The sequence below is a fragment of the Streptomyces sp. NPDC107528 genome, assembly GCF_055639295.1.
In genome coordinates this window covers 183,226-208,803 of the sequence record NZ_JBVKAV010000008.1, presented here as the reverse complement: position 1 = coordinate 208,803, position 25,578 = coordinate 183,226, and the positions used below count along the sequence as shown (strand labels likewise).

The window sequence follows — 25,578 nt, the reverse complement described above, 5'->3', positions numbered from 1 at the left end:
GCACAGGCCGACGAAACAGGAACGGACCCCCACGTGATGCCACCATGCACGGGGGGTCCGTTCTGATCGCCGGGGAGCCGCCCAACTCCCCAGCCGGCGCAGCTAACCGGTGGCCGTCACCCCCCGGCCCGCAGCGCGTCGCGGAAGTGCGGTCGGCCAGTGCGCGAGAACCGCGGTCGCGGCGTACCAGGCCACCGCACCCGCGGCGACGGCGAACCAGCCGCCCACCTTGGTGAGCCCGTCGTTGTCGGCGAAGCCGGCGATGGCCATGAGCAGCAGGGACACGAAGAACAACCCGTACGCGGCCTGACCGAGTTGGTCGCCCCCCGCGAGGGTCAGCGTCAGCGCCACGAGGGCGAACAGCAGCAGGAACAACCCGGCCGCGTTGGCGGACACCTGGCTGTCGGCGGAGACGGCCCAGGTGAACCACAGGGCGCCCAGCGCCACGAACGCGGTCCCGTTCGCGGAGTCATGGTCGCGCAGGGCCAGCAGGCCGGCGACGAAGAGGGCAATGCCGCCCACGTACTGGGCGATTGATACGGCGTCAGCAGCTGACACGCCGTCGATCACATCGGCGTACCCCAGCCCGAAGGCCAACAGGGTGACACCGAGGGCGAGTCGGCCGACCACGGTGGTTATTCCGCTTCCCGCAGAGACGTCGTTGTCCACGGCGGGCTCCCTTCATGCATGTGCACTTGTGCAGTGAGCGATATATGCCCTTCACAAAGGCACAAACACCTCTACGCGCGAGTAAGTTCACGTATCACAAGAAGGGGGTGACGTCCCGAACGGCTCATCTCACCTGGGACAACGGCGAGTTACGGAATGACAACGACGGGACGCTTGGCCCGCTTGGCAAGCCGCCCGGCGACGGAGCCGAAGATCCGTCCGACGATGCCGTGCGTGGAACCGACGACGATCGCATCCGCCTCGTACTCCCGCCCGACCTCTTCGAGTTCGTGGCAGATGTCTCCGCCGCGCTCGACGAGGATCCAGGGCACCTCGGCGAGATACTCCGCGCAGGCGAGTTCGAGGCCGAGCACCTCGGTGCGGTGGTCCGGCACGTCGACGAAGACCGGCGGCTCGCAGCCCGCCCACACCGTGGTGGGCAGCCGGTTGGCGACGTGGACGATGATCAGGCCCGACCCGGAACGGTGAGCCATACCGATGGCATACGCCAGGGCGCGCTCACTGGAGGTGGAGCCGTCGAAGCCGACGACGACGCCGTGCTTGAAAGCGGGGTCGCAGGAATGGCGTGGCTGTTCCGCCGCCAGGGGCTCGGCCGCCGTGGGGTCGGCGACGGGCCGCTTGCGGTCCGCGGGTTCGAAGAATTCGTGACCGGCCATGGCTGTCTCGGCGTATTGATCCTTTATGGGTGGGCCCGCGAGCGGAGCTCGCTGACGGATCCAGCAGTCTGCGGCGGAGCTGTGTCCGGGAATGGTCTTCCCAACCCCATACCCCAAGGGTACGGCGGCACGCCTCCTTCGCCCAGATCCCCGCTCTCGGTCGTTGCGGGTTCCAGGGAGCATGCACGAGGGGGCGCCCGTCACGCAATGGTTGCTGCGGTGTACAGGCGGTTTGCACAGGGTTCACCCGCGTCGGGAGGTCATGACGGCCGCGTACCAGTTACCGACCGCTCGAACATGCGTTGATCACCACGAGCCACCGCCCAGGGAGCCCAGGGAGCACGCACCCAATGTCCGCACCCCGCACACCCACCGAGGACAGCGTCACCGACGTGGTCCGCTGGGCGGCCTTCAGCTGCGTCCTCGTCCCTGTGGTGCTCCTCTGGTACGGCACCTCGCTCGCCGGCGCCGCCGGCACGGCCTTCGGGCTGGCCGCCGTGACGGCCGTGTGCCGCCTGCTGCTGCGCCAGTCGGAACGCGGCGCGGCACGCCTGAAGGCCGGGGAGCAGTTCGGCCCGACGCCCCGGCGCCGCGGACGTCACCACAGGACCGGAACAGGGGCTCATAGAGGCGGACGTCACACTGGGGGAAATACACCGGCCGGTTGACCGGTTTCCGCGCACGGGCACGCTGCTTTTCGGCCAACTTCTGGCGCGCATGCATCCCCCGCCCAGAACACCCCCCAACCCCCGTTCCACCTGCACGGAAAGGGCCTCAGGGGCCCTGCGCACCCTACGTGGATTGGCCACTGCGACAAGGCGCACTTCCCTGCACGGCCCGGGAGTGCAACGCTTCGTGATCGAATGCTTCACGCCAAGTTGCCAAGTCGACAATCTACCGAGTGCCGAACCGGCCACTCAGGCGTGACGCGACACAGTAGATTCGATCTTGACTGTCTACGGCGGGGGACTCGTGCAGGACCAAGGGGAAACGTGCAGGAGCGACACAACCGAGGAGCCGCGACCACCGAGGGGGGCTTAGCAGTATGAGCCACGACTCCACTGCCGCGCCGGAAGCCGCGGCCCGGAAGCTTTCCGGGCGACGCCGCAAGGAGATCGTCGCGGTGCTGCTGTTCAGCGGCGGCCCCATCTTCGAGAGTTCCATACCGCTGTCGGTGTTCGGGATAGACCGCCAGGACGCCGGCGTGCCGCGCTACCGCTTGCTCGTGTGCGGCGGCGAGGAAGGCCCTCTGCGGACCACAGGAGGCCTGGAACTCACCGCACCACATGGCCTGGAGGCGATCTCGAGGGCGGGCACGGTCGTAGTACCGGCCTGGCGCTCGATCACTTCGCCACCGCCCGAGGATGCGCTCGACGCTCTGCGTCGGGCGCACGAGGAAGGCGCCCGCATAGTCGGACTGTGCACCGGCGCCTTCGTCCTCGCCGCGGCAGGCCTGTTGGACGGCCGCCCCGCGACGACACACTGGATGTACGCACCGACGCTGGCCAAGCGCTATCCGTCGGTGCATGTGGATCCGCGAGAACTCTTCGTGGACGACGGCGATGTGCTGACGTCGGCGGGCACGGCGGCCGGCATCGACCTCTGCCTCCACATCGTGCGGACGGACCACGGCAACGAGGCGGCCGGGGCTCTGGCCCGCCGCCTGGTGGTCCCGCCGCGCCGGACCGGCGGTCAGGAGCGCTACCTCGATCGATCTTTACCAGAGGAGATCGGCGCCGACCCGCTGGCCGAGGTCGTCGCCTGGGCGCTGGAGCACCTGCACGAGCAGTTCGACGTCGAGACGCTGGCGGCACGCGCGTACATGAGCCGCCGCACCTTCGACCGCCGCTTCCGCTCCCTCACCGGGAGCGCCCCGCTGCAGTGGCTGATCACCCAGCGAGTGCTGCAGGCGCAGCGGCTGCTGGAGACGTCGGACTACTCGGTGGACGAGGTGGCGGGCCGCTGCGGCTTCCGCTCCCCGGTGGCACTGCGCGGCCACTTCCGCCGGCAGCTCGGCTCGTCTCCGGCGGCGTACCGGGCGGCGTACCGTGCGCGCCGTCCCCAGGGCGACCGGCCGACGGACTCGGAGCCCACGGTCGGTCCGGGCGCGATGCCCTCGGGCCCCCCGCCCAGCCCGTACGCGGAGGGCGGCCCGGTCCCGCCCCAGACGCGCCGCACCCCGGCGCCCGTGGGCCCGCCCGCGCCCTCGGAGAACGGGCGGGAGCTGTACATCGGAGGCCGGGCGACCCTGCCGGGGCAGCGCAGCGGAGCGTGACCTCATGAACGCCGGGCGGGCATCTCAGCCCGCCCGGCGTTCGTGCACGCCCACTGCGACGCGGGGCACCCAAAGACGGACGTCAGCCTTAGGGTGGTCGCATGAACGATCGCATGGTGTGGATCGACTGCGAGATGACCGGCCTCTCGCTGTCCGACGACGCGCTCATCGAGGTTGCCGCCCTCGTCACCGACTCCGAGCTGAACGTCCTCGGCGAGGGCGTGGACATCGTCATCCGTCCGCCGGACGCGGCGCTGGAGACGATGCCGGAGGTGGTGCGTCAGATGCACACCGCGTCCGGACTGCTCGACGAACTCGCCGGCGGCACGACGCTGGCGGAGGCCGAGGAGCAGGTCCTGACCTATGTACGCGAGCACGTGAAGGAACCCGGCAAGGCCCCGCTGTGCGGCAACTCCGTCGGCACCGACCGCGGCTTCCTGCTGCGCGACATGCCGACGCTGGAGGACTACCTCCACTACCGGATCGTCGACGTCTCGTCGGTCAAGGAGCTGGCCCGTCGCTGGTACCCGCGCGCCTACTTCAACAGCCCCGAGAAGAACGGCAACCACCGCGCCCTCGCCGACATCCGCGAGTCGATCGCCGAACTCCGCTACTACCGCGAGGCCATCTTCGTACCGCAGCCCGGCCCGGACTCGGACACCGCGAAGTCGATCGCCGCGAAGCACGTTCTGCCTGCTCAGTAGCGGTCCGGGAGGGGGACGAGGGGGCCGCTCGGGGCCACCGCGAAAAGCTGTGCGCGAGCACCCCTTCGGACCCTGTACACTTTTTCTCGGCCGGTCGGGGATTCCACGGAAGACATCGCCGGTCATGGTGGGTGTAGCTCAGCTGGTAGAGCACCTGGTTGTGGTCCAGGATGCCGCGGGTTCGAGTCCCGTCACTCACCCTGAGCAGTCAGCCGGTGACCTCGACACAGAGGTCACCGGCTGATCGCGTTCTGCGGCACCGACAGGACCCGGCACGCTGAGGCGAGTTGAGAGGACCCCCGTGCTGACCGAACCGATCCGCACGCCCCGCTTGGATCTCCTCCCCCTCCGGGCCGACCACGCGGCGGAAATGGCCCCGGCCCTGTCCGACCCGGCCCTGCACACCTTCATCGGCGGCTCGCCCCTCTCCGCCGAAGCCCTGCGCACCCGGTACGAACGCCTGGTCGCCGGCTCCCCGGACCCGTCCGTCATGTGGTGCAACTGGGTCCTGCGCCTGCGCACGGACTCCCGCCTCATCGGCACGGTCCAGGCCACGATCAGCGATACGACCGCGGAGATCGCCTGGGTGGTGGGCACCCGGTGGCAGGGACGCGGATACGCCCGCGAGGCGGCGCAAGGGCTGGTGGCATGGCTACGGCAGCGGGCCGCCCTGCCTCCGGTCCGCACCGTCGTGGCCCACATCCACCCCGACCACCTCGCCTCCGCCGCCGTGGCCAGGTCCGCGGGGCTGCTCCCGACGGACGAGGAGCAGGACGGCGAGACCAGATGGCGACGGGTGCTACGCCCCTGAGATCACCACACCCCTGACGTCACCACGCCCATGACATCACCACACGCCCGAAACGCCGCTACGACGACGCCCGCTCCACCAGCTCCGTGGCCAGCACCACCTGCTTCCTCTCCAACCCCCGTGACACCGCCGGCCGGCGGTCCGCGATCTCGGTGAGGAGAAGGTCGATCATGCGGCGGCCCATCTCCTCGATGGGCTGGCGGACGCTGGTGAGGGGCGGGTCCATGTGGCGGGCGATGGCGGAGTCGTCGTAGCCGACGAGGGCCACGTCGTCGGGGATACGGCGGCCCACCTCGCGCAGGGCCTGGCGGGCGCCCGCAGCCGTCACGTCCGACCCCGCGAAGACCGCGTCCAGGTCGGGGCAGCGCGCGAGAAGGGCCTCCATCGCGCGCCGGCCGCCCTCCTCCGTGAAGTCCCCCGGCTCGATCAGCTGCTCGTCCACGCCGGACCCCACGTCCCGCAGGGCGTCGCGGTAGCCGTCGACGCGGCGCTGGGCGCCGTAGACGTCGAGGCGGCCGGTGATGTGGGCGATCCGGGTGCGGCCGTGGGCCACCAGATGCTCGACGGCCGAGCGGGCGCCGCCGTAGTTGTCCGAGTCCACCGACGTCAGGGTCTCGGCGGCCGAGCGCGGGCCGCTGATCACCGCCGGGATCTCCAGCTGGGCCAACAGATCCGGCAGCGGGTCGTCCGCGTGCACCGAGACCAGCAGGACGCCGTCGACGCGGTGTGCCGCCAGGTACTGGGCCAGGCGGCGGCGCTCCTTGTCGCTGCCCGCGAAGATCAGCAGCAACTGCATCTCGGTGTCGGAGAGTTCGGCGCCGACACCCTTCAGCATGTCCGAGAAGTACGGTTCCGCGAAGAAGCGGGTCTCCGGCTCGGGCACGACCAGGGCGATCGCGTCCGTGCGGTTCGCGGCCAGGGCACGGGCCGCCGTGTTGGGGACGTAGCCGAGTTCCGCCACCGCCGCTTCCACCGCCGCGCGGGTTGCGTCGCTGACCCGGGGCGAGCCGTTGATCACGCGGGAGACGGTGCCGCGGCCCACCCCTGCGCGGGCCGCCACCTCTTCGAGGGTGGGCCGCCCGCCGCTCCGGCCCCGCGCTCCGTGGGTTGCCATGGGCTCCGCCTTCCCGCCGTTGTCTTTGCGCCGGCCTGGAATTTAACAGTCCTGCCAGGGAGAGTGACCGTTGCTGAGGGCCGGCACCCTCAGACCCCGGACGGGCTCAACTCGGTCCAGTTAACGGCCCGATAACTGAACGCAGAACTCCGCGTCCGCTCCCTTGACACCCCCGCCCGGACCGACGACCCTTCAACACATCACTTGTGGGAGCGCTCCCACAGTACCTGACACATACACATCCCGCACGTTCCCCGCCCGAGCCGCAGCGACGCAAGATGACGAACTAACGGGCCCAACAATGCCGTTGGCCGGGGGGTCGGCACGTCAGGCAACAGGAGGACGCAATGCGCACGAGTACCCGCGGGTCCCGCCGGCTGATGACCCTCGCGGTCGCAGCCGCGCTGACGACAGGGCTGCTCGCCGGCTGCGCCGAGGACTCGGACGACGGCTCTTCGGGCGAAGGCGGAGGCAACGGCGGGGGCGGCAAGACCACGCTCACCATCGGCACCTTCGGTGTCTTCGGCTACAAGCAGGCCGGTCTCTACGACGAGTACATGAAGCTCAACCCCGACATCACCATCAAGGAGAACATCACCACCCGTACCGACGTCTACTGGCCCAAGACCCTGACGCGCCTCCAGGCCGGTTCCGGCACCGACGACATCCAGGCGATCGAGGTCGGCAACATCACCGAGGCCGTGCAGACGCAGGCCGACAAGTTCGTCGACCTCGGCAAGGAGGCCGACAAGTCCCAGTGGCTGGACTGGAAGAACGCGCAGGCCACCACCAAGGACGGCAAGCTGATCGGGCTCGGGACGGACATCGGGCCCATGGCGATCTGCTACCGCAAGGACCTCTTCGAGAAGGCCGGTCTGGAGACCGACCGCGCCAAGCTCGCCGAGCAGTGGAAGGGCGACTGGGGCAAGTACGTCGACCTCGGCAAGGAGTACATGAAGAAGGCGCCCAGCGGCACCAAGTTCGTGGACTCCGCCTCCTCCGTCTACAACGCGGCCCTCGGCGGCGAGGTCGAGCGGTACTACGACAAGGACGGCAACGTCGTCTGGGACAAGTCCGCGGGTGTGAAGAAGGCCTGGAACGTCGCCATGGAGGTCGCGACCAGCGACATGTCGGCGAAGCTGAAGCAGTTCGACAAGCCGTGGGACCAGGGCTACGCCAACGGCACCTTCGCCACCGTGGCCTGCCCGGCCTGGATGATCGGCTACATCCAGGAGAAGTCCGGTGACTCGGGCAAGGGCAAGTGGGACGTGGCGGCGGCGCCGACCGCGGCCAACTGGGGCGGTTCGTTCGTCGGCGTGCCGACGGCGAGCAAGAACCAGAAGGAGGCCGTCAAGCTGGCGAAGTGGCTGACCGCGCCCGAGCAGCAGGCGAAGGTCTTCGCCAAGCAGGCCAGTTTCCCGTCGACCCCGTCGGCGTACTCCGGTCTGAAGCCGGCGACCGCGACGCAGGCGTACTTCTCGGACGCACCGATCACCGAGATCTTCTCCGCCTCCGCCGAGACCATCCCGACCCAGTACCTGGGCGCGAAGGACCAGCCGATCGGCACCGCGATCACCGACATCGGCATCCTTCAGGTCGAGCAGAAGGGCAAGTCCGCCGACGAGGGCTGGGACGCGGCCACCGCGGAGATCAAGGACGTGCTCGGCCAGTGACCAGCTCCAAAGAGGCCCTCGCGCACCCCGCGTCGAGCGCCGACGCCGCGCCCGGTGACCAGCCGGGCGCGGCCGGCCGCGCGCACGGTCGCGGTACGCCGCCGCCGGGGAGCAGTTCCTGGCGGAGCCGGCTGTACCGCTGGGACATGAAGGCGTCGCCGTACGCGTTCATCGCCCCCTTCTTCATCGTCTTCGGGGCGTTCTCGCTGATCCCGCTCCTCTACACGGCCTGGTATTCGCTGCACAACGTGCAGCTGGCGAACCTGGACGGCCAGACCTGGACCGGCCTGGACAACTACCAGAACCTGCTGTCCTCGGACTTCTTCTGGAACGCACTGTGGAACACCTTCACCATCGGCGTGATCTCCACGGTGCCCCAGCTGCTGATGGCGATCGGCCTGGCGCACCTGCTCAACTACAAGCTGCGCGGCTCGACCGTGTGGCGGGTCGTGATGCTCACCCCGTACGCCACGTCGGTGGCGGCGGCGACGCTGGTGTTCGTGCTGCTGTACTCCTGGGACGGCGGCATGATCAACTGGCTGCTGGAGTTCGTCGGTATCGACCCGGTCAACTGGCGTGAGTCCGACTGGGGTTCGCAGTTCGCGGTCTCGTCGATCGTGATCTGGCGCTGGACCGGCTACAACGCGCTGATCTACCTCGCCGCCATGCAGGCGATCCCGGCCGACCTGTACGAGTCGGCCGCCATCGACGGCGCCAACCGCTGGCAGCAGTTCATCCATGTGACGATCCCGCAGCTGCGGCCGACGATCCTGTTCACGGTCGTCGTCTCGACGATCGGCGCGACCCAGCTCTTCGGCGAGCCCCTGCTGTTCGGCGGGGTGAGCGGCTCGAAGGGCGGCTCCGAGCACCAGTACCAGACGCTCGGTCTGTACATGTACGACCAGGGCTGGATCATCGGCAACCTCGGCAAGGCGTCCGCGATCGCCTGGTCGATGTTCCTGATCCTGCTGATCGTCGCCGTGATCCAATTGCTGGTGTCCCGACGGCTGAGGAAGTCCCAATGACAACAAGTGAACTGACGACTCCTCAGGTGCCGGCCCAGAAGGTACGGCAGCCCCGGCGCTCTCGCGTGATGGGCGCGGGCAAGCAGCTGCACGCCGGTCCGCTCACCTATGTCGTCCTGGCCGTCTTCGCACTCGTCTCGCTGGCCCCGCTGGTGTGGACGGCGATCGCGGCCTCGCGCACGGACCGGCGGCTCGCGGAGACGCCGCCGCCGCTGTGGTTCGGCGGGAACCTGTTCAAGAACATGGACCGGGCGTGGGAGGAGGCCGGGCTCGGAAAGGCGATGTTCAACACCATGTTCGTCGCGGGCACGATCACCATCAGCACGGTGCTGTTCGCCACGCTGGCCGGTTTCGCCTTCGCCAAGCTGCGGTTCCGGTTCTCCGGGGTCCTGCTGCTGCTGACGATCTTCACGATGATGATCCCGCCGCAGCTGGCGGTCGTACCGCTGTATCTGTGGATGGCGGACCTCGGCTGGTCGAACCAGCTGCAGACGGTCATCCTGCCGACGCTGTGCACGGCCTTCGGTACGTTCTTCATGCGGCAGTACCTGGTGCAGGCGCTGCCGAGCGAGCTGATCGAGGCGGCGCGGGTGGACGGCGCGAGCAGTCTGCGGGTCGTCTGGCATGTGGTGTTCCCGGCCGCCCGGCCCGCGATGGCCGTCCTCGGCCTGCTGACCTTCGTGTTCGCCTGGAACGACTTCCTGTGGCCGATCATCGCCCTGAACCAGGAGAACCCGACCGTGCAGGTCGCCCTCAACTCGCTCGGCACCGGTTACGTTCCCGACCAAGCGGTGATCATGGCGGGGGCCCTGCTCGGCACGCTGCCGCTGCTGATCGCCTTCCTGCTGTTCGGGAAGCAGATCGTGGGCGGCATCATGCAGGGCGCGATCAAGGGCTGACCTGCGGTCATATCGCCCTTCCAGTACGTCTCTCGGGGCCGGGTCATTGCCGCCTCGGCCCCTCATCCCCTCGGTCTCATCCCCTCAGCCCCTCATCCCCTCAGCCCCTGATCCCCGTATCCCGTTGCCCCCCCTCCCCTCCTACCCGTCGGTCTCCACGACCCCCTATGGGAGCGCTTCCATGCCTGAGCCCATGACCTCCGTGTCGTTTCCGCCCGCCTTCCTCTGGGGCGCCGCGACGTCCGCGTACCAGATCGAGGGGGCGGTGCGCGAGGACGGCCGTACCCCGTCGATCTGGGACACCTTCAGTCACACGCCGGGGCGCACCGCCGGCGGCGAGCACGGTGACATCGCTGTCGACCACTACCACCGCTACCGCGACGACGTGGCGCTGATGGCCGAGCTCGGCCTCACCGCGTACCGCTTCTCGATCTCCTGGTCGCGCGTGCAGCCCACGGGCCGCGGCCCGGCCGTCCAGCGGGGCCTGGACTTCTACCGTCGGATGGTGGACGAGCTGCTCGCGCACGGCATCAAGCCGGCCGTCACCCTCTACCACTGGGACCTGCCGCAGGAGCTGGAGGACGCGGGCGGCTGGCCGGAGCGCGACACGGCGTACCGGTTCGCCGAGTACGCGCAGATCGTCGGCGAGGCGCTCGGTGACCGTGTGGAGCAGTGGATCACGCTGAACGAGCCGTGGTGCAGCGCCTTCCTGGGCTACGGGTCGGGCGTGCACGCGCCGGGCCGTACGGAACCGGCGGCCTCGCTGCGGGCGGCCCACCACCTCAACCTCGCGCACGGCCTGAGCACCTCGGCCCTGCGCTCGGTCATGCCGGCCCGCAACTCGGTGGCGCTCAGCCTCAACTCCTCGGTGGTCCGGCCGCTTTCGCAGGACCCGGCGGACCTGGTGGCGGCCCGGAAGATCGAGGACCTGGCCAACGGGATCTTCCACGGCCCGATCCTGCACGGCGTCTACCCGGAGACGCTCTACGCGGCGACGGAGCTGGTGACGGACTGGTCGTACGTCCTCGACGGCGACCTCGCGGCGATCAACCAGCCGCTGGACGCCCTGGGCCTGAACTACTACACACCGGCGCTGGTGTCGGCGGCCGAGACGGACGTCAGTGGCCCGCGGGCGGACGGCCACGGGGCGAGCGAGCACTCGCCGTGGCCGGGCGCGGACGACGTGCTGTTCCACCAGACCCCGGGTGAGCGCACGGAGATGGGCTGGACCATCGACCCGACCGGCCTGCACGAGCTGATCATGCGCTACTCCCGGGAGGCTCCGGGCCTGCCCCTCTACATCACCGAGAACGGCGCGGCCTACGACGACAAGCCCGACCCCGACGGCCGCGTCCACGACCCCGAGCGCATCGCCTACCTCCACGGCCACCTCTCCGCGGTCCGCCGCGCGATCGCCGACGGCGCCGACGTCCGGGGCTACTACCTGTGGTCCCTGATGGACAACTTCGAGTGGGCGTACGGGTACAGCAAGCGGTTCGGTGCGGTGTACGTCGACTACTCGACGCTCGCCCGGACGCCGAAGTCCAGTGCGTACTGGTACGGGGAGGCGGCTCGGACGGGGATGTTGCCGGCGGTGGAACCGGAGATCTAGACGGATCGGCCCCGGCCGGATGGGGGGAAGACCGGCCGGGGCACGCCCCCGTGGGCTCGATGGATCCGGTTGATTAGTCAGTTGTAGGCCGCGAACGCCTTCGAGAACGCGAACTTCTCCTGGAGGATCGAGCTGCACGTCGCGTCCGCCGCCGGCTTCTCGCCGCCCGCGCACTGCTTGTCGCGGGTCGCCGACCACATGGACAGCCAGCCGAGGCCCTTGGACTTGGCGAAGTTCACCAGCTGGGTGGCGTCGTCCACCTTGAAGATCTCGGTGACGACGTCGTTGACGCCGATCATCGGGGTGACGGCGACCGTCTTCCAGGCCGCGCTGTCGGAGAGCCCGAGCACGCTCTTGACCTGGGCCTGGGTGGCGGTGGCCGCCTGCTCGGCGTAGGTGCCCATGTCGTCGCTGTACGCGGGGCCGTAGTCCATCGCCATGATGTTGACCGTGTCGATCTGCACACCGTTCTTCTTGGCGTCGGCGAGGAGGTCGACGCCGGGCTGCGTCAGGCCCTCGGGCATGACGGGGAGGGTGAAGGAGACGTCCAGGTCGGGGTGGTCCGCCTGGAGCTCGGCTATCGCCTGGGCGCGGCGGGTGTTGGCCGCCTTGTCCGGCAGCGCGCCGCCCTCGACGTCGAAGTCGACCTTGGTCAGCTTGTACGCGCTCACGACCTTCTCGTACGCCGCCGCCAGCGCGTCCGCCGAGGAGCAGGTCGTCGCCAGCTCGCTGCCTGCGGCGCCGCCGAAGGAGACGCGGACGTCGCCGCCCTTGGCGCGCAGGTCACCGATCTGCGCGGCCACCGCGTCGGTGCCGAGGTCGGTGACGCCGCCCCACTTCGGGGTGCAGCCGCCGCCGTCGGTGACGAAGGCGAGGTTGTAGTCCTTCACGCCGGTCGCCGCCGCGCTCGCGACCATGTCGAAGGCCGGGTAGAGGGATGTGTCGATGTACGGGGCGAAGCCGGCGGTGGCGGCGGTTCCGGAGCCGGGGGTCTGCGAGGGCTTGGCGGTGGAGGTCGCGGACTGCGTGGGGGTCGCGGACCGGGTGGGGGTGGCCGTCGGCTTCGGCGGGGCGGATTCGGTGGCCGTCGGGCGGCCGCTCGGCTCGGGTGTCGCACTGTCGTCCGCGGAGCACTTCGCGTCGTCGATCAGACAGCCCGCCGGAGCGCCCGTGCCGTTGACGACGAAGCCGACCGTCACCGACTCGCCGGCGGCCAGCCCGTCCTTGTCCCACTTCGGCGGCGTCGCGGTGACGTGCTGCCCGCTCACGCTCGACTCGGCGTTCCACAGCGAGCTCAGCTTCGAGCCCGACGGCAGGTCGAACTCCAGCTTCCAGTCCTGCTGCGCCTGACCGCTGTTGTTCGTGACGACGTACTGCGCGGTGTAACCCGTCGACCAGTCGCTGGTCTTCGTGTACGCCGCTCCGATCCCTGCCGCCTGCGCGGTGCCGGTGAACACGAGCGCGGCGCCGCCGACCACGGCCGCGGCGACGAGACCGCCGATCGCTTTGTTCCTGCCGCTGACCTTGCGCCGGTGGGTGCTCATCGCGTGTCTGCCTTTGCTGTTCGGGGTGGGGGTGCGGCAGCACGCTAGCGATCTCGAATCGGGCAAACAGCCTGATCCGGGCGAGGGTTGGGGACCTTAGGGTGCGCTTAAGGAAGGGATCGGGGGCGGTTAAAGGTCGAGACCAATCTGCCCGGCCGGCGACGGCGTACCGAACCCCGGTGGCCCCTGCGCACCGGCGCCCGCGCGTCCAGCTGGATCCAGATCCGCACCTCGGTCCCGCCGAGCACCGACGACCCGATCCGTACGTCCCCGCCAGTCGACTCCGCGAGCTGCCGCACGATGTCCAGCCCGAGGCCGGTCGACCCGGCACTGCCCGAGCCCCGCCCGCGCGCCATCGCCGCCTCGGGGTCGGTTATGCCGGGCCCCGCGTCGGAGACGAGCACGATCACCGCGTCCTCGCCGTTGTGCACGTCGACCGCGAACGCGGTGCCCTCGGCCGTGTGCCGGAAGACGTTGCCGAGCAGGGCGTCCAGCGCGGCCGCCAGATCCGCCCGGGCCACGGGTATCCGCACCGGCCGGTCCACGCCCGCCACCCGCACTTTGCGGCCCTCGTCCTCCGCCAGCGCCGACCAGAACGCCATGCGCTCGCGCACCACCTCGGCCGCGTCGCACCCGGCGCCCGGGCCCGCCGCCACCGTCTGCGGCTTGGCCTCCCGGGCCGTACGGATGATCGTGTCGACCTCGCGCTCCAGTTGGGCGACGGCGGCCCTGGTCTGCTCGGCGGCCGGACCGTCCCCGAGCGACGCCGCGTTCAGCCGCAGCACGGTCAGCGGGGTCCGCAGGCGATGGGACAGGTCGGCCGCCAGCTCACGCTCGTTCGCGAGGAGTTGTACGACCTGGTCGGCCATCGAGTTGAACGCGACGGCCGCCAGCCGCAGTTCGTTTGGCCCCTCCTCCGGCACCCGGGCGCCCAGCTTGCCCTCCCCCAGCTCGTGCGCGCCCTCGACCAGTCGCTGCGCGGGCCGCACCATCCGTACGCCGAGCCGGTCGGCGACTGCGACCGACCCGACGATCAGGGCGAGGCCGACTGCGGCGAGCACGGCCCAGGCCGTGGTGAGGCCGTTGGTGACCTCCGCCTCGGGGACGTACACCTCGACGACGGCGATCTCGCCGGAGCTCAGCGCGACCGGCTGGAGCAGCGTGGACCCGCCCGCGACCTCGGTGGTCGAGGCGCGGCCCAGCCGTCGGACGGTCGCGATGTCGTCGGCGGCGGCGCGCTGCCGGCCGAGGTCGACGGCGGCTTCGTCACCGGAGGCCGGTATGTGCACGGCCATGCCCGCGTCCGACCCGGCCGAGGCGACGACCCGCTCCAGCTGGTCCCGGTCGGTGGTGATGGACAGCGCCGGGGCGACGGCGGCGGCCTCCCGCTCGGCGTTGGAGAAGGCGCGGTCGCGGGCCATCTCCCTGATGACCAGGCCGAGCGGGACGGCGAATGCGACCACGACCATGACGGTGACCGCCAGGCAGACCTTGACCAGTGCCCATCTCATCGCGGCGGCTCCAGCTTCACGCCGACGCCGCGCAGGGTGTGCAGATAGCGCGGGTTGGCGGCGGTCTCGCCCAGTTTGCGGCGCAACCAGGACAGATGGACGTCGATGGTCTGGTCGTCGCCGTACGACTGCTGCCACACCTCGGCGAGCAGCTCCTTGCGCGGGACGACGACCCCGGGGCGTCCGGCCAGGAAGGCGAGCAGGTCGAACTCGCGGCGGGTGAGGTCGAGGCTCGCGCCGTCCAACTCGGCCTGGCGGCGCAGGGGGTCGACGGTCAGGCCGCCCACGCGCAGCACGCTGGAGGGGGCCGCCTCGCCGCCGCCGGAGCGGGCCCGGCGCAGCACTGCGGACATCCGGGCCGACAGGTGCTCCACCGAGAACGGCTTGGTCAGATAGTCGTCCGCCCCCGCGTTCAGCAGCCGGACGATCTCCGCCTCGTCGTCCCGTGCGGTGGCGATGATCACAGGTACGTCCGTGATGCCGCGCAGCATCTTCAGCGCCTCGGAGCCGTCCAGATCGGGCAGACCGAGGTCGAGGATGACGACGTCGAAGCGGAAATGGGCGACCTCGCGCAGCGCCTCCAGTGCCGTGCCGACGCTGCGCACCGTGTGGGTGGCGTCGGTCAGGTGCCGGATCAGCGCCGAGCGCACGAACTGGTCGTCCTCGACCACGAGCACACTTGCCATGCGCCGCACCGTACGCCATGTGCCCGAACCCGGTCCGGGCCTGTGGACAACTCGCCCCCTGTGGACAACTCGGCGTCCATGGCCGCCGTGGGGCGACGGCGCGACACGTCCGGGACGTGTGAGGCAGTATGGCCCGCGATGCGCAGAGGACTCGTACACGTACTGGCTTGGTCGCTCGCCACGGGCGCGGCGGTCACGCTGTCGTGGTGGGGTGTCCACACGGTGATGGCCGGCACGGTGTACGACCGGCCGCGCGCCCTGCCCATCACGGCGGCCGACGGGACGACACAGGAGTCGAAGCCGCTGGCCTCGTCCACGAACCGGCCGACCCCCTCGAAGGCTCCCACCAGTCCCTCGCCGAAGCCGACCGGGACGCCCCGCACTCCGGCCCCGTCGAAGACGCCGCCGAAGAGCACCAACCCCTCCCCCACCACGTCCGGCCAGGTCAAGAGCTATGACACCGACGGCGGCCGCGCGGTCTTCGACATCGGCGAGACCTCCGCGACGCTCGTCTCCGCCACCCCTGGCGCGGGCTGGTCGATGCAGGTGTGGAAGACGGAGACGTGGATCCGGGTGGAGTTCGGCTCCGGCGCGGACCGGGTGTCGGTGTTCTGCACGTGGCACGACGGGCCGCCGCGGGTGGAGATCGGGACCTACTGACCGCCCCCGCGCTTGCGCCGGCTCATCGGAAGACGGAGGCCGGCGGCGCCGGTGAGGCGACTGCCGCCGCGTCGGTGACGGCTGCGGCACCGCCGGTGAAGTCGGTGAGGGACCTGCCGTGTTCGACCCGTCCCGGGTGCGGGTCGGAGGCGGCGAGGCGGGTCAGTTCGGCGACCGGGAGGGGCCGGTCGGCGGCGACGAGAACCGCGTTGCCGAAGCGTTTGCCGCGCAGCACGGTCGGGTCGGCGACCAGCGCGCACTCGGCGAACCGGGCGGCGGCGGTGGCGATCTGGCCGCGCAGATGCGCGAGCGGCGGCCCGTCGGCGAGGTTGGCGGTGTAGACGCCGCCGGGTCTCAAGGCCCTGCGCACGTCGTCGAGGAACTCCGTCGAGGTCAGGTGGGCGGGGGTCCGGGCCCCGCTGAACACGTCGGCGATGACGAGGTCGGCCCACCCGTCGGGCACCTTGGCGAGCCCGTCCCGGGCGTCCACCGACCGCACCCGGATCCGGGCGTTCGGATCCAACGGCAGCTCCCGCCTCACCAGTTGGACGAGGGCGCCGTCCCGCTCGACGACCTGCTGGGTGGAACGGGGGCGGGTGGCGGCGACGTAGCGGGCGAGCGTGAGAGCGCCACCGCCGAGGTGCACGGCCTGTACGGGTTTGCCGGGTGGGGCCACGAGGTCGATGACGTGACCGAGGCGGCGCTGGTATTCGAAGGAGAGGTGGGCGGGGTCGTCGAGATCGACGTGCGACTGGGGAGCGCCGTCGATGAGGAGCGTCCAGGCCCGAGCACGGTCCGGGTCGGGTATCAGCTCGGCGAGCCCTCCGTCGACCCGCTCGACGACGGCATCGACTGCGGCCGACCGGCGCCGGGCTTTCCTGGGCTTGCTCATTGGGTCATTGTCGCAAGTGGGAGGCGGCGCCGCCCGGGCAGCGGCGTCAGCTGCAGTTGTCGGCCGCCTCGATCAACCGCGCGGCCTCCCCCAGCGCCGCCCGCAGCACCGCGGGATCCGTCGCCAGGTCGGCGTCCCCGGGCGGCAGGAGCCAGTCCGAGCCCTCGACGGGCGGTTCGGGGTTCAGGTTCAGGCTCATCCCCCGGCCGTCGGTCTCCGTGCAGGTGCTGCCGGGCACGTCCCAGGCGGCAGCGGTGCCCGGCGGGACCACGAAGCCGAGGGTGTCGCAGTCGTCGTCGTGCAGGACGGGGCCCACGGCCTCCCCGGTCGCGCCCCGCCGCAGGATGTCGACCGCCTCCAGGCCCTGCCGCGCCGGAACCGTGACCACGTCGCAGCCCGCCTCCGGCGGCTCGCTGCACTGTGCGGTCGGTGCGTGCCCCACCGTCGTCGACGGCGTATGCGGAGCGATGCTCTGGCTGGTCTTCATCCCGACCTCCACCACGGAACCCCTTTTGCAGTCCGAAGAGTTCAACGCGGCGCGGCGTCAACGGCTACGGCGGAAGTCCGCCGCAAAGGATGGCAGTTCATGGCAGATCCTGTATGAGATATCCGTTTTGTAGCCAAACACTGCGTGGCGGCTCCGCTACAGCAGGTACGTTCTTGCCCGCTGGAAGCAAGGGCATCACACGGATATTCGGTACGGATACCCGGCACGGACATTCCGTTCAACTCGCCCGGATTCCGGCATGGTTCGACGGTTCGCACGAGAGGACCCGGCCATGGCGTCGTCAGAGCTGACCTCGTCCCAGTCCCCCAGGCCGCCACGGCCGAATCTCGCGTTCCGGCAGTTGCGCGGACAGCGCTCGCCGGCCGAGTTCGCCGCGGCGGTACGACGGGCCGCGCGCGAGATCGGCGAGCGGGTCAGCTGTGACGCTCGTTACGTCGGGCGGGTCGAGGCAGGCGAGATCCGCTGCCCCAACTACGCGTACGAGCGGGTGTTCCTGCACATGTTCCCCGGCCGCACGCTCACCGACCTCGGCTTCGCGCCCCGCTCGTCCGTACGCGGACGCCGGGCGCGCGCCGACGAGGATGCGCCCCTCGTGCACCTCACGAGCCCGGTGTGCGTCACGAGTGAGACGTGGGGGGCCCACGAGCCGTATGACCAGAAGGACTCGCTGAACCCGCAGGACCCGCACGACCCGTACGCCGCGTACGCCGCTTACGGAGCAGATCAGAACCACGAGAACGACGAGATCCACGAGGAGAGCGACGTGCTGCGTCGCGCATTCATGACCGGCGGGGGCGCCACGGTGGCCGCCGCCTCGCTGGGCCCCCTGGGGCTCACCTTCGACGCCGCGGCCGCGGAGCGTCCAATCAGACGTGTCGGGGGCCGCGAGGCGGACGCGTTGGAGGAGGCCGTACGCCGTATCCGGCTGCTCGACGACCGGCACGGGGCCGACGGCCTCTACCGGCGCGCGGCCGCTCCGCTGCGTGCGGCGTACGAGCTGCTCGACGCCGGTACGACCCGGCAGGCGACCGGCGACCGGATCCATTCGGGCGCCGGTGAACTGGCCATCTCGGTGGGGTGGCTGGCGCACGACTCGGGACGGTTCGACGACGCTCGCTCGCACTACGCGGAGGCGTTGGCCACGGCCCGGATGGCGGGCGACCCGGCGCTGGAGGCGCACGCCTTCTGCAACACGTCCTTCCTCGCGCGGGACGCGGGCCGGCCGCGGGAGGCCGTGCGGGCGGCGCAGGCCGCGCAACGCGTCGCGCGGCCCCTGGGCTCCTCGCGCCTGATGTCGCTGCTGGCGCTGCGCGAGGCCGGCGGCTGGGCGGGGCTCGCCGACCGCGTCGGCTGCGAACAGGCCCTCGCCCGCGCGCACGCCCTCTACGACCGGGGACACGCGGACGCCGACCCCGAGTGGATGAGCTTCTACGGCGAGGCCGAGCTGGAGATCCTGGAGGCGCAGTGCTGGTCGATGCTGGGCAACTGGCAGCGGGCCGCGCGGCACGCGGGGCGGGCGGCGCAGCTCCAGGACCCGCACTTCACGCGCAACATCGCCCTCTACACGGCGGAACTGGCGGACGACCTGGCCCGTGGGGGCCGTCCCGATGAGGCCGCGACGGCCGGGATGCGGGTGCTGGACCTCTTGGACCAGGTGCAGTCGTCGCGGGTGCAGACGATGCTGGCCGGGACGGCTCGGGTGCTGCTGCCGCACCGCAGGGCGCGTGGGGTGTCGGCGTTCCTGGAACGCCACGCGAGCGTGCCGCGCACGGCGTGACCGCCCGCGGGCCACACCGCCGGGCGCGCTATCCGGCCAGGTGCCCCAGGTCGTTCCAGCTCTCGATCGCCGGCTCTCCGTAGGCCCATCCGAGCACCGACAGTGACGTCGGGTTGAGCCGTATCCGTGCCGCGAAGTCGAGCGGCAGCCCCAGCCAGCGCGCGCCTATGGACCGCAGGATGTGCCCGTGCGCGAAGACCAGCACGTCCCGGTCCGCCTCGCGCGCCCAAGCCACCACCTCGTCGGCCCGGGCCGCCACCTCGGACAGGGTCTCGCCCTCGGGCACGCCGTCGCGCCAGATGAGCCAGCCGGGGCGGACGGCCTGGATGTCCGCCGGAGTCATGCCCTCGTAGGCGCCGTAGTCCCACTCCATGAGTGTGTCCCAGCTACGCGCGCGCTCCCCGAAGCCGGCGAGTTCGCACGTCTCACGCGCGCGTGACAGCGGGCTGGTGCGGATCTCGACCCCCGCCAGCCCGTCGTACGGCGGCCGGTGCAGGCGTTCACCGAGCAGTTTCGCGCCCTGGCGGCCCTCGTCCAGGAGCGGCACATCGGTCCTGCCCGTGTGCTTGCCGGACAGCGACCACGCCGTCTGTCCGTGCCGGGCGAGCAGGATGCGCGGTGCCATGAAGGGGCCTTTCCGGGAGATACGAGCAGCGGAATGTGTCCATCATCGCGCACGCCGCACCCGGGCAACCCGGTGGGCGATCTCTGCGTCTTGAGGGCCGGGGCGCCCGAAGGGGGCTCGCGCATACACCGTAAAGTGGTACGGCCGGTCAACCGGGCGCTGACAAGAAGGGGGAGGCGATCGGATGCCACACGCCGAAATAGCTGGCGTGGAGGCGACGCCGCGGACCCGCCTGCGCTGGTGGACCGAGCTGCCGCTGATATTGCTGGTCTACGCCTGCTACTCGGCGGGCCGACTGCTCGCCCGGGGCGACGTCTCGCACGCCGTCGACCACGGCCTGGCGATCCTGGACATCGAAAAGGCCCTGCACCTGAACGCGGAGCACCCGCTCAACCGCCTGTTCACCCGCGAGCCCTGGATCGGCGTCCCGGCGGACTTCTGGTACGCGTCGCTGCACTACCTGGTCACGCCCGTCCTGCTGGTCTGGATCTTCCGGTCCCGCACCGTGCACTACCGCGCGGCCCGCACCTGGCTGATGACGTCGACCTTCATAGGCCTGATCGGCTTCACCCTGCTGCCCACCTGCCCGCCCCGGCTGCTCGCCGAGAGCTACGGCTTCGTGGACACGATGGCGCAGTACAGCTCGTACGGCTGGTGGGGCGGCGAGGCGAGCGCGCCCAAGGGCCTCGGCGGCATGACGAACCAGTACGCGGCCATGCCGAGCCTGCACGTCGGCTGGGCGCTGTGGTGCGGGGTGATGCTGTGGCGGTACGGCGGGACGCGCCTCACGAAGGTCGCGGCCGTCGCGTACCCCCTGATCACGACGATCGTGGTGATGGGCACCGCCAACCACTACTTCCTCGACGCGGTGGCAGGCGCCGCCGTGATGGGCGCCGGGCTGCTGCTGACGCCGTACGTCCTGCGCACCGCGGACCGGGTCCGGGCGCGCTTCGCGGTGGCCGCACCCGTCGCGACGGCCTCCGTCGGCACGGTCACGAGGGGCGCCGACGCCATGGTCCCGAGCCGCGCCGCCGCCACGGTCACGAGCGGCTCCGGCGCCTCGGTCGGGAGGGGCTCAGCCGACGCTTCTTCCTCAATTGTCAGTGGCGGATGCCAGACTTCCGCGGGTGAGCGAATTCCACGGCAGCGCGAGTCCCGGTTCGGATCCGGAGCCGAGCCGAGTGCCTCTCCCCAGGACGCGGGGGACGGCGCTCCGGCACCGGCTCGCTGAGCTGCGCGGTCCCGAAGTCCCGGCCAAGGCGCTGGACGCACGCGCCCTGGCCGCCCTCGCCGCCAACCCCGGCTGCAAGCGCAGAGCCATCCTGGACGGCGCCGGGGTGAACAAGGCCGCGCTGGCGAGCGCGCTGGGCTCGCCGGCGGTCTTCGGACAGTCACAGTTCGCCTTCACACGTGGCAACGCCTTCGAGGCCAAGGTCAAGGCGGACGGCGGCGCGGAGCTGCTGCGCCTGGTCCACGAGAAGCTGGACCGCGGTGCCGAACCGCCCGCCCACGCGCGTGTGCCCGAGCTCGTCGCGTCAGGACCCGAGGGCCGCACGGCCCGTACGGCACTGGCGCTGCGCGAGGCCACCGAGGCACGCGGCGAGTGGACCCTGCTCGACCACCCCATGCTCGCGCTGGACGTCGCCGGGTCGCCGGCCTTCCTGGAGCCGGACGCCGTGGTCGTGCACCCGGACGGCAGCTGGACGGTCGTGGAGATCAAGTCCTTCCCGATGCTGGACGGTTCCGCGGACCCGGCGAAGGTGGGCGCGGCCGCGCGGCAGGCGGCGGTGTACGTGCTGGCGCTGGAGCAGATCGCCGGCCGGCTCGGCGCGGAGCCGGAGACCCGGTCGCCCGGGCCGGGGAGCGCCTCGGACAGCGCACCCGCACCGCGCGTGCGCCACCGGATCCTGCTCGTCTGCCCGAAGGACTTCTCCAACCTCCCCACAGCCTCGGCCGTCGACGTCCGCAAGCAGCGCGCGGTGACCGCCCGCCAGCTGGCCCGCCTGACCCGCATCGAGGACATCGCCGACACGCTCCCCGACGGCACCTGCTTCTCCCCCGAGCTGCCCGAGGCCGACCTGACGGCCGCCGTCGAGTCGGTCCCGGCGACCTACGCGCCCGAGTGCCTGTCCGCGTGCGAGCTGGCCTTCCACTGCCGCTCCCGCTCGCGCGCGTCCGGCGCGGTGACATCGCTGGGCCGTTCGGTGCGGGCCGAGCTGGGCGACCTGACGACGGTCGAGGGCGTCCTTTCGGCGGCCCGCGGCGAGTCCGGCGACCCGGCCGACCCGGCGGTGGCGGCCCTGCGCAGGGCCGCGTGGCTGCGAGCCGAGGCCCTCGGCCGGGACGCCCGGGACCTCGGCCGGGACGCCGGTGCCTTCGGCAAGGAGGCGGTGGCCGCGTGTCACTGATCTCCACCCTCGCCCGCCTCGAAGCCGTCAGCACGGGCCGCGCCCAGCCCGCCGCCACAGTCCGCCACCGGCACCTGTCCGAGCGGCCCCTGGTCCTCGTGCCGCTGACCACCGCCGGTGAGGCCGGCGCCCCGCTCGGCGCGCTGGTCGGCACGGACCGGGACGCCCCGCACCTGCTGGTCGTAGCGCAGCCGCGCGACCGGGACCTCAGGTTCGGCTTCCTGTCCGAGCTGGCGGACGTCGTCCTGCCGTACCTCGACGCCTTCGCCGAGGACGTCGAGGCCGCCGAGCGCAGCGAAACCGATCCGGAGACCGGCAAGCGGGTCAAGGTCGAGGTCGAACTGTGCGCGGACGCCCCGCAGTTGATCGTGCCGAGCCGCGCGGGCGTCGACTTCGTGCGCCTTCTCGGCCGCTCCATGCGCTTCCGGCGTACGGCGGAGCAGGACCCGGAGACGCCGTATCCCGCGCCCCCGCGCGTGCCGTTGCTCGGCCGCTGGCTGACCCACTTCGGCGAGCGGGCCCGCGTGCCGGGCTCCTCGCTGCTGCTGGCCATGACGGACGTGCTGACCCGGCACTGGGCGACCGGCCAGTCCACCCTGGAGGACCAGCACTTGGGCGCGCTGCTCGCGTGGATCGCCCCGCCGGAGGGCGAGACGGGCGCCGAGGCGGCCCTGCGCGCGGAGCTCGCGCGGGACCGGGACGGCCAACTGCTGTGCCCGCCCGCCGGTCCCGCCACCGACCCGGCCTTCGACAACAAGCTGCTCGCCCCGGCCATCGAGCGCTACGACCGCGCGCGTACGGCCCTCGCCGCCGCCGAGGACGGGCTGGAGGCCGATGACCGGCTCGGGGACCTGACCGCCGCCGAGCGGGAGATCCGGGCCCTCGTCGCGAGCCGGACCCGGCCCACCTGGGACGCGGTGTGGCGGGGCCTCGACCTGGTGCGGGAGCTGCCCGAGGCCGGGCGGGTCGAGGAGCGGTGGACCCGGGACCGCTGGTCGTTCACCGGCCACCGCGACCGCGTCGTGGCCGGCGAGCCGCCGCAGCCGCGCCGCGACGACGCGGTCACCGCAGCCAACAAGCTCGCCGCGCGCGAGCGCGAACAGGCCCGGCTGGAGGCGCAGGAGGCGCTCGACGACCCGCTGATGATGGCGGGGCGGCGGCTGGCCGGGGAGGCGTTCGCGGGCGAGGTCACCGATGTCGTCATGGCGTACAGCGAGGGCAAGCGGCCCAGTCCGCGCCCCCTGGTGACCGTTCGCACGGATGACCGGCCGCATTTGGGCGAGCGCGCCAAGGTGTTCCGGTCGCTGGGTGGGAAGCCTCAGTCGGCGGAGTTCGTCGGCTACGAGGGGGACTTCGGGGATGACGGCGCGCTGATGGTGCTGCGGGTGCTCGACAAGATGGGCCGCGGCAAGGAGCCGGAGGAGGGGTCGGTGCCGGAGAAGGGCGACCTGGTCTGCTTCACGCTGTTCGAGCACGAGCAGCGCGGCGGCGCGAAGCTGCCCGATCCGGAGGAGACGCCGTGGACGCACGGCGGGCCGCCCGGGGAGCAGGTGTCCGAGGCCGCCGATCCGCTGACTCAGGAGGACGTCCTGTGACGGCCGTGTTCAACCCCGGCGCCGCGGCGACGGAGGCCACCGACGCGATCCTCCACGACACGCTGCACGGCACCGCGCGCGGTGTCGTCGTGGACTCCCCACCCGGCGCCGGCAAGTCCACGCTCGTCGTCCGCGCGGCCCTCGAACTCGCCGACGCCGGGCGCCCGCTGATGGTCGTCGCGCAGACCAACGCCCAGGTCGACGACCTGGTGCTCAGGCTCGCCGAGAAGAACCCCGAGTTGCCGGTGGGGCGCCTGCACAGCAGCGACGCCGACCCGTACGACAAGGCGTTGGACGACCTGCCGAACGTACGGAAGTCGGCGAAGGCGGGCGACCTGAGCGGCCTGTCGGTCGTCATCTCGACGGCGGCCAAGTGGGCGCACGTCAAGGTCGACGAGCCATGGCGGCACGCGATCGTCGACGAGGCGTACCAGATGCGCTCGGACTCGCTGCTCGCGGTGGCCGGCCTCTTCGAACGGGCGCTGTTCGTCGGCGACCCGGGTCAGCTGGACCCCTTCTCCATCGTCGGCAGCGAGCAGTGGGCGGGCCTGTCGTACGACCCTTCCGGGTCCGCCGTGACCACGCTTCTGGCCCACAATCCGGAACTGCCCCAGCACCGGCTGCCGGTCTCCTGGCGCCTCCCGGCCTCCGCCGCACCGTTGGTCTCCGACGCCTTCTACCCGTATACCCCCTTCCGCAGCGGCACGGACCACGGCGACCGCAGCCTGGCCTTCGCGGTCCCGTCGGACGGCTCGGGCCCGGACCGGGTGATCGACGAGGCGGCTCGGTCGGGCTGGGGCCTGCTGGAGCTGCCCGCCCGGCACACCCCGCGCACCGACCCCGAGGCGGTACGGGCGGTCGCGACGGTCGTACGGCGCCTGCTGGACCGGGGCGGCGCGGCGACGTCGGAACGCTCGCCGGATCCCGCGCCCCTCACGGCCGACCGGGTCGCGGTCGGCACGGCCCACCGGGACCAGGCGGCGGCTGTCCGGGCGGCCCTGACCGAGCTGGGGGTGACGGACGTCACCGTGGACACGGCGAATCGCCTGCAGGGCCGCGAGTACGACGTGACCGTGGTCCTCCACCCCCTCTCCGGCCGCCCCGACGCCACGGCCTTCCACCTGGAGACCGGCCGCCTGTGCGTCCTCGCCTCCCGCCACCGCCACGCGTGCATCGTGGTGTGCCGGGCAGGAGTGAGCGAGCTGCTGGACGACTATCCGTCGACGGAGCCGGTGCAACTGGGGACGGTGGTGAAGTTTCCGGATGGCTGGGAGGCGAATCACGCGGTGCTGGCGCGACTCGCCGAGCATCGGGTGGCGTGGCGGCCCGGGTAGGACGCGGTGACCGTGCCTCTGACCTGCGCCCGGTGCCCACTTGCGTGGACGCGGGACAATGGACGGTGGGCCGGTCCGCTGGGGATGCCTCCGCTTGCAGGGGCGGAGGACGGTGACTTACGAGATCGGTGACGTACGAGGAGGACAAGACATGGCGGAGCCCACGCCGCGTCGGAACGAACCGCGGCTACGCCCCGCGCCCCTGCTCTTCGAGCCCGCGCAGGCGGCCTCCGACCCGGAGCACTTCTTCGACCTGGAGTCGATCGACGACCCGCAGGCGCTGCTGGCGCGGGCGACCGAGCTGACGCAGGCGTTCCGGGCGGCGACGGACCGTGCGATGGAGTTCCAGGCCATCGCGGCGGCCCAGCTGGCGGATCCCCGGCGCTTCGACCGGCTGACGCCCGCCGACATCGCCGCGCGGGCCGAGTGGACCGAGGACTACGCCAAGAAGATGGTGGAGTTCGGCAGGGATCTGATGCGGGGAGTCGAGGGACCGGGGCACGTCGATCCCGTGTGACCCCCATGGCATATGCCAGGTGGGCGGGCAAGATACGCCCTGCCACCCCGCCCTGTCCCGGT

Annotated in this window: 24 protein-coding genes and 1 tRNA gene; 16 read left to right on the top strand and 9 right to left on the bottom strand. The window is 71.4% G+C overall.

The window, feature by feature from the left end:
- Positions 1–102: 102 nt before the first annotated feature.
- Both ACZ7L5_RS25875 and ACZ7L5_RS25870 read right to left on the bottom strand, forming a co-directional pair.
- Entirely contained in the window at positions 103–669 is a 567-nt protein-coding gene (locus ACZ7L5_RS25875) for a GPR1/FUN34/YaaH family transporter (RefSeq protein ID WP_471519148.1), read from the bottom strand.
- A gap of 149 nt (positions 670–818) precedes the next feature.
- The gene (locus ACZ7L5_RS25870; RefSeq protein WP_328881464.1) at positions 819–1,346 is read right to left on the bottom strand and encodes a universal stress protein; all 528 of its coding nucleotides are present in this window, start codon (positions 1,344–1,346) and stop codon (positions 819–821) included.
- 350 nt (positions 1,347–1,696) lie between these two features.
- On the opposite strand from ACZ7L5_RS25870, the gene ACZ7L5_RS25865 reads away from it, so the two are divergent.
- From ACZ7L5_RS25865 to ACZ7L5_RS25845, 5 genes are all read left to right on the top strand, one after another.
- Complete coding sequence (locus ACZ7L5_RS25865) at positions 1,697–2,014, top strand: hypothetical protein (RefSeq protein WP_362382840.1); 318 nt, start codon at positions 1,697–1,699, stop codon at positions 2,012–2,014.
- 377 nt (positions 2,015–2,391) lie between these two features.
- Entirely contained in the window at positions 2,392–3,621 is a 1,230-nt protein-coding gene (locus ACZ7L5_RS25860) for a GlxA family transcriptional regulator (protein ID WP_328881462.1), read from the top strand.
- Between the two features lie 101 nt (positions 3,622–3,722).
- Positions 3,723–4,325, top strand: a complete 603-nt coding sequence (gene orn / locus ACZ7L5_RS25855; protein WP_363037659.1) for an oligoribonuclease — start codon at positions 3,723–3,725, stop codon at positions 4,323–4,325.
- Positions 4,326–4,452: 127 nt separating this feature from the next.
- Positions 4,453–4,525, top strand: a tRNA-His gene (locus tag ACZ7L5_RS25850).
- Positions 4,526–4,626: 101 nt separating this feature from the next.
- Positions 4,627–5,136, top strand: coding sequence for a GNAT family N-acetyltransferase (locus tag ACZ7L5_RS25845; protein WP_471519145.1), 510 nt, complete (start codon positions 4,627–4,629; stop codon positions 5,134–5,136).
- 58 nt (positions 5,137–5,194) lie between these two features.
- Here ACZ7L5_RS25845 and ACZ7L5_RS25840 read toward each other — a convergent pair whose 3' ends face one another.
- Entirely contained in the window at positions 5,195–6,250 is a 1,056-nt protein-coding gene (locus ACZ7L5_RS25840; protein ID WP_471519143.1) for a LacI family DNA-binding transcriptional regulator, read from the bottom strand.
- Positions 6,251–6,597: 347 nt separating this feature from the next.
- Here ACZ7L5_RS25840 and ACZ7L5_RS25835 point away from each other — a divergent pair, with 347 nt between their 5' ends.
- The 4 genes from ACZ7L5_RS25835 to ACZ7L5_RS25820 all read left to right on the top strand — a co-directional run bounded on the left by ACZ7L5_RS25835 (position 6,598) and on the right by ACZ7L5_RS25820 (position 11,459).
- Complete coding sequence (locus ACZ7L5_RS25835; protein ID WP_471519141.1) at positions 6,598–7,923, top strand: ABC transporter substrate-binding protein; 1,326 nt, start codon at positions 6,598–6,600, stop codon at positions 7,921–7,923.
- Positions 7,920–8,948 (top strand): carbohydrate ABC transporter permease, encoded by a 1,029-nt coding sequence (locus ACZ7L5_RS25830; RefSeq protein ID WP_363047069.1) that lies wholly within the window; start codon positions 7,920–7,922, stop codon positions 8,946–8,948. The genes ACZ7L5_RS25835 and ACZ7L5_RS25830 overlap by 4 nt, the downstream gene beginning before the upstream one ends.
- Complete coding sequence (locus ACZ7L5_RS25825) at positions 8,945–9,847, top strand: carbohydrate ABC transporter permease (RefSeq protein WP_365059010.1); 903 nt, start codon at positions 8,945–8,947, stop codon at positions 9,845–9,847. The genes ACZ7L5_RS25830 and ACZ7L5_RS25825 overlap by 4 nt, the downstream gene beginning before the upstream one ends.
- 193 nt (positions 9,848–10,040) lie before the next feature.
- Entirely contained in the window at positions 10,041–11,459 is a 1,419-nt protein-coding gene (locus tag ACZ7L5_RS25820; RefSeq protein WP_471519494.1) for a GH1 family beta-glucosidase, read from the top strand.
- Positions 11,460–11,536: 77 nt separating this feature from the next.
- Here the strand turns inward: ACZ7L5_RS25820 and ACZ7L5_RS25815 are convergent, their stop codons facing one another.
- The 3 genes from ACZ7L5_RS25815 to ACZ7L5_RS25805 all read right to left on the bottom strand — a co-directional run bounded on the left by ACZ7L5_RS25815 (position 11,537) and on the right by ACZ7L5_RS25805 (position 15,200).
- Positions 11,537–13,003 carry a glycoside hydrolase family 18 protein gene (locus tag ACZ7L5_RS25815; RefSeq protein ID WP_471519138.1) on the bottom strand — a complete coding sequence of 489 codons (1,467 nt, stop codon included), beginning with the start codon at positions 13,001–13,003 and terminating at the stop codon, positions 11,537–11,539.
- 107 nt (positions 13,004–13,110) lie between these two features.
- Complete coding sequence (locus ACZ7L5_RS25810) at positions 13,111–14,514, bottom strand: sensor histidine kinase (protein WP_471519136.1); 1,404 nt, start codon at positions 14,512–14,514, stop codon at positions 13,111–13,113.
- The gene (locus ACZ7L5_RS25805; RefSeq protein ID WP_471519134.1) at positions 14,511–15,200 is read right to left on the bottom strand and encodes a response regulator transcription factor; all 690 of its coding nucleotides are present in this window, start codon (positions 15,198–15,200) and stop codon (positions 14,511–14,513) included. The genes ACZ7L5_RS25810 and ACZ7L5_RS25805 overlap by 4 nt, the downstream gene beginning before the upstream one ends.
- Before the next feature lie 138 nt (positions 15,201–15,338).
- Between ACZ7L5_RS25805 and ACZ7L5_RS25800 the strand changes: the two genes are divergently transcribed.
- Positions 15,339–15,860, top strand: a complete 522-nt coding sequence (locus ACZ7L5_RS25800) for a hypothetical protein (RefSeq protein ID WP_363037647.1) — start codon at positions 15,339–15,341, stop codon at positions 15,858–15,860.
- A 22-nt stretch (positions 15,861–15,882) separates the two neighbouring features.
- Here ACZ7L5_RS25800 and ACZ7L5_RS25795 read toward each other — a convergent pair whose 3' ends face one another.
- Complete coding sequence (locus tag ACZ7L5_RS25795) at positions 15,883–16,752, bottom strand: spermidine synthase (RefSeq protein WP_471519132.1); 870 nt, start codon at positions 16,750–16,752, stop codon at positions 15,883–15,885.
- Between the two features lie 46 nt (positions 16,753–16,798).
- The gene (locus ACZ7L5_RS25790) at positions 16,799–17,239 is read right to left on the bottom strand and encodes a hypothetical protein (RefSeq protein ID WP_363037643.1); all 441 of its coding nucleotides are present in this window, start codon (positions 17,237–17,239) and stop codon (positions 16,799–16,801) included.
- 292 nt (positions 17,240–17,531) lie between these two features.
- Here ACZ7L5_RS25790 and ACZ7L5_RS25785 point away from each other — a divergent pair, with 292 nt between their 5' ends.
- Positions 17,532–19,037 (top strand): hypothetical protein, encoded by a 1,506-nt coding sequence (locus ACZ7L5_RS25785; RefSeq protein WP_471519130.1) that lies wholly within the window; start codon positions 17,532–17,534, stop codon positions 19,035–19,037.
- 28 nt (positions 19,038–19,065) lie between these two features.
- On the opposite strand, the gene ACZ7L5_RS25780 is transcribed toward ACZ7L5_RS25785, so the two are convergent.
- Positions 19,066–19,662, bottom strand: coding sequence for a histidine phosphatase family protein (locus ACZ7L5_RS25780; RefSeq protein ID WP_471519128.1), 597 nt, complete (start codon positions 19,660–19,662; stop codon positions 19,066–19,068).
- A 184-nt stretch (positions 19,663–19,846) separates the two neighbouring features.
- Between ACZ7L5_RS25780 and ACZ7L5_RS25775 the strand changes: the two genes are divergently transcribed.
- From ACZ7L5_RS25775 to ACZ7L5_RS25755, 5 genes are all read left to right on the top strand, one after another.
- Positions 19,847–20,893: a phosphatase PAP2 family protein gene (locus ACZ7L5_RS25775; RefSeq protein ID WP_471519126.1), complete on the top strand. Its 1,047-nt coding sequence runs from the start codon at positions 19,847–19,849 to the stop codon at positions 20,891–20,893.
- On the top strand, positions 20,844–22,070 hold the full coding sequence (locus ACZ7L5_RS25770) for a hypothetical protein (RefSeq protein ID WP_471519124.1): 1,227 nt from the start codon (positions 20,844–20,846) through the stop codon (positions 22,068–22,070). The genes ACZ7L5_RS25775 and ACZ7L5_RS25770 overlap by 50 nt, the downstream gene beginning before the upstream one ends.
- The gene (locus ACZ7L5_RS25765) at positions 22,061–23,665 is read left to right on the top strand and encodes a hypothetical protein (RefSeq protein ID WP_471519122.1); all 1,605 of its coding nucleotides are present in this window, start codon (positions 22,061–22,063) and stop codon (positions 23,663–23,665) included. Before ACZ7L5_RS25770 ends, ACZ7L5_RS25765 begins: the two co-directional genes overlap by 10 nt.
- A complete protein-coding gene (locus ACZ7L5_RS25760) occupies positions 23,662–24,999 on the top strand; it encodes an AAA domain-containing protein (RefSeq protein WP_471519120.1) in 1,338 nt (445 codons plus the stop codon). Before ACZ7L5_RS25765 ends, ACZ7L5_RS25760 begins: the two co-directional genes overlap by 4 nt.
- A gap of 151 nt (positions 25,000–25,150) precedes the next feature.
- Entirely contained in the window at positions 25,151–25,516 is a 366-nt protein-coding gene (locus ACZ7L5_RS25755; RefSeq protein ID WP_328881444.1) for a hypothetical protein, read from the top strand.
- The last annotated feature ends 62 nt before the right edge of the window (positions 25,517–25,578 follow it).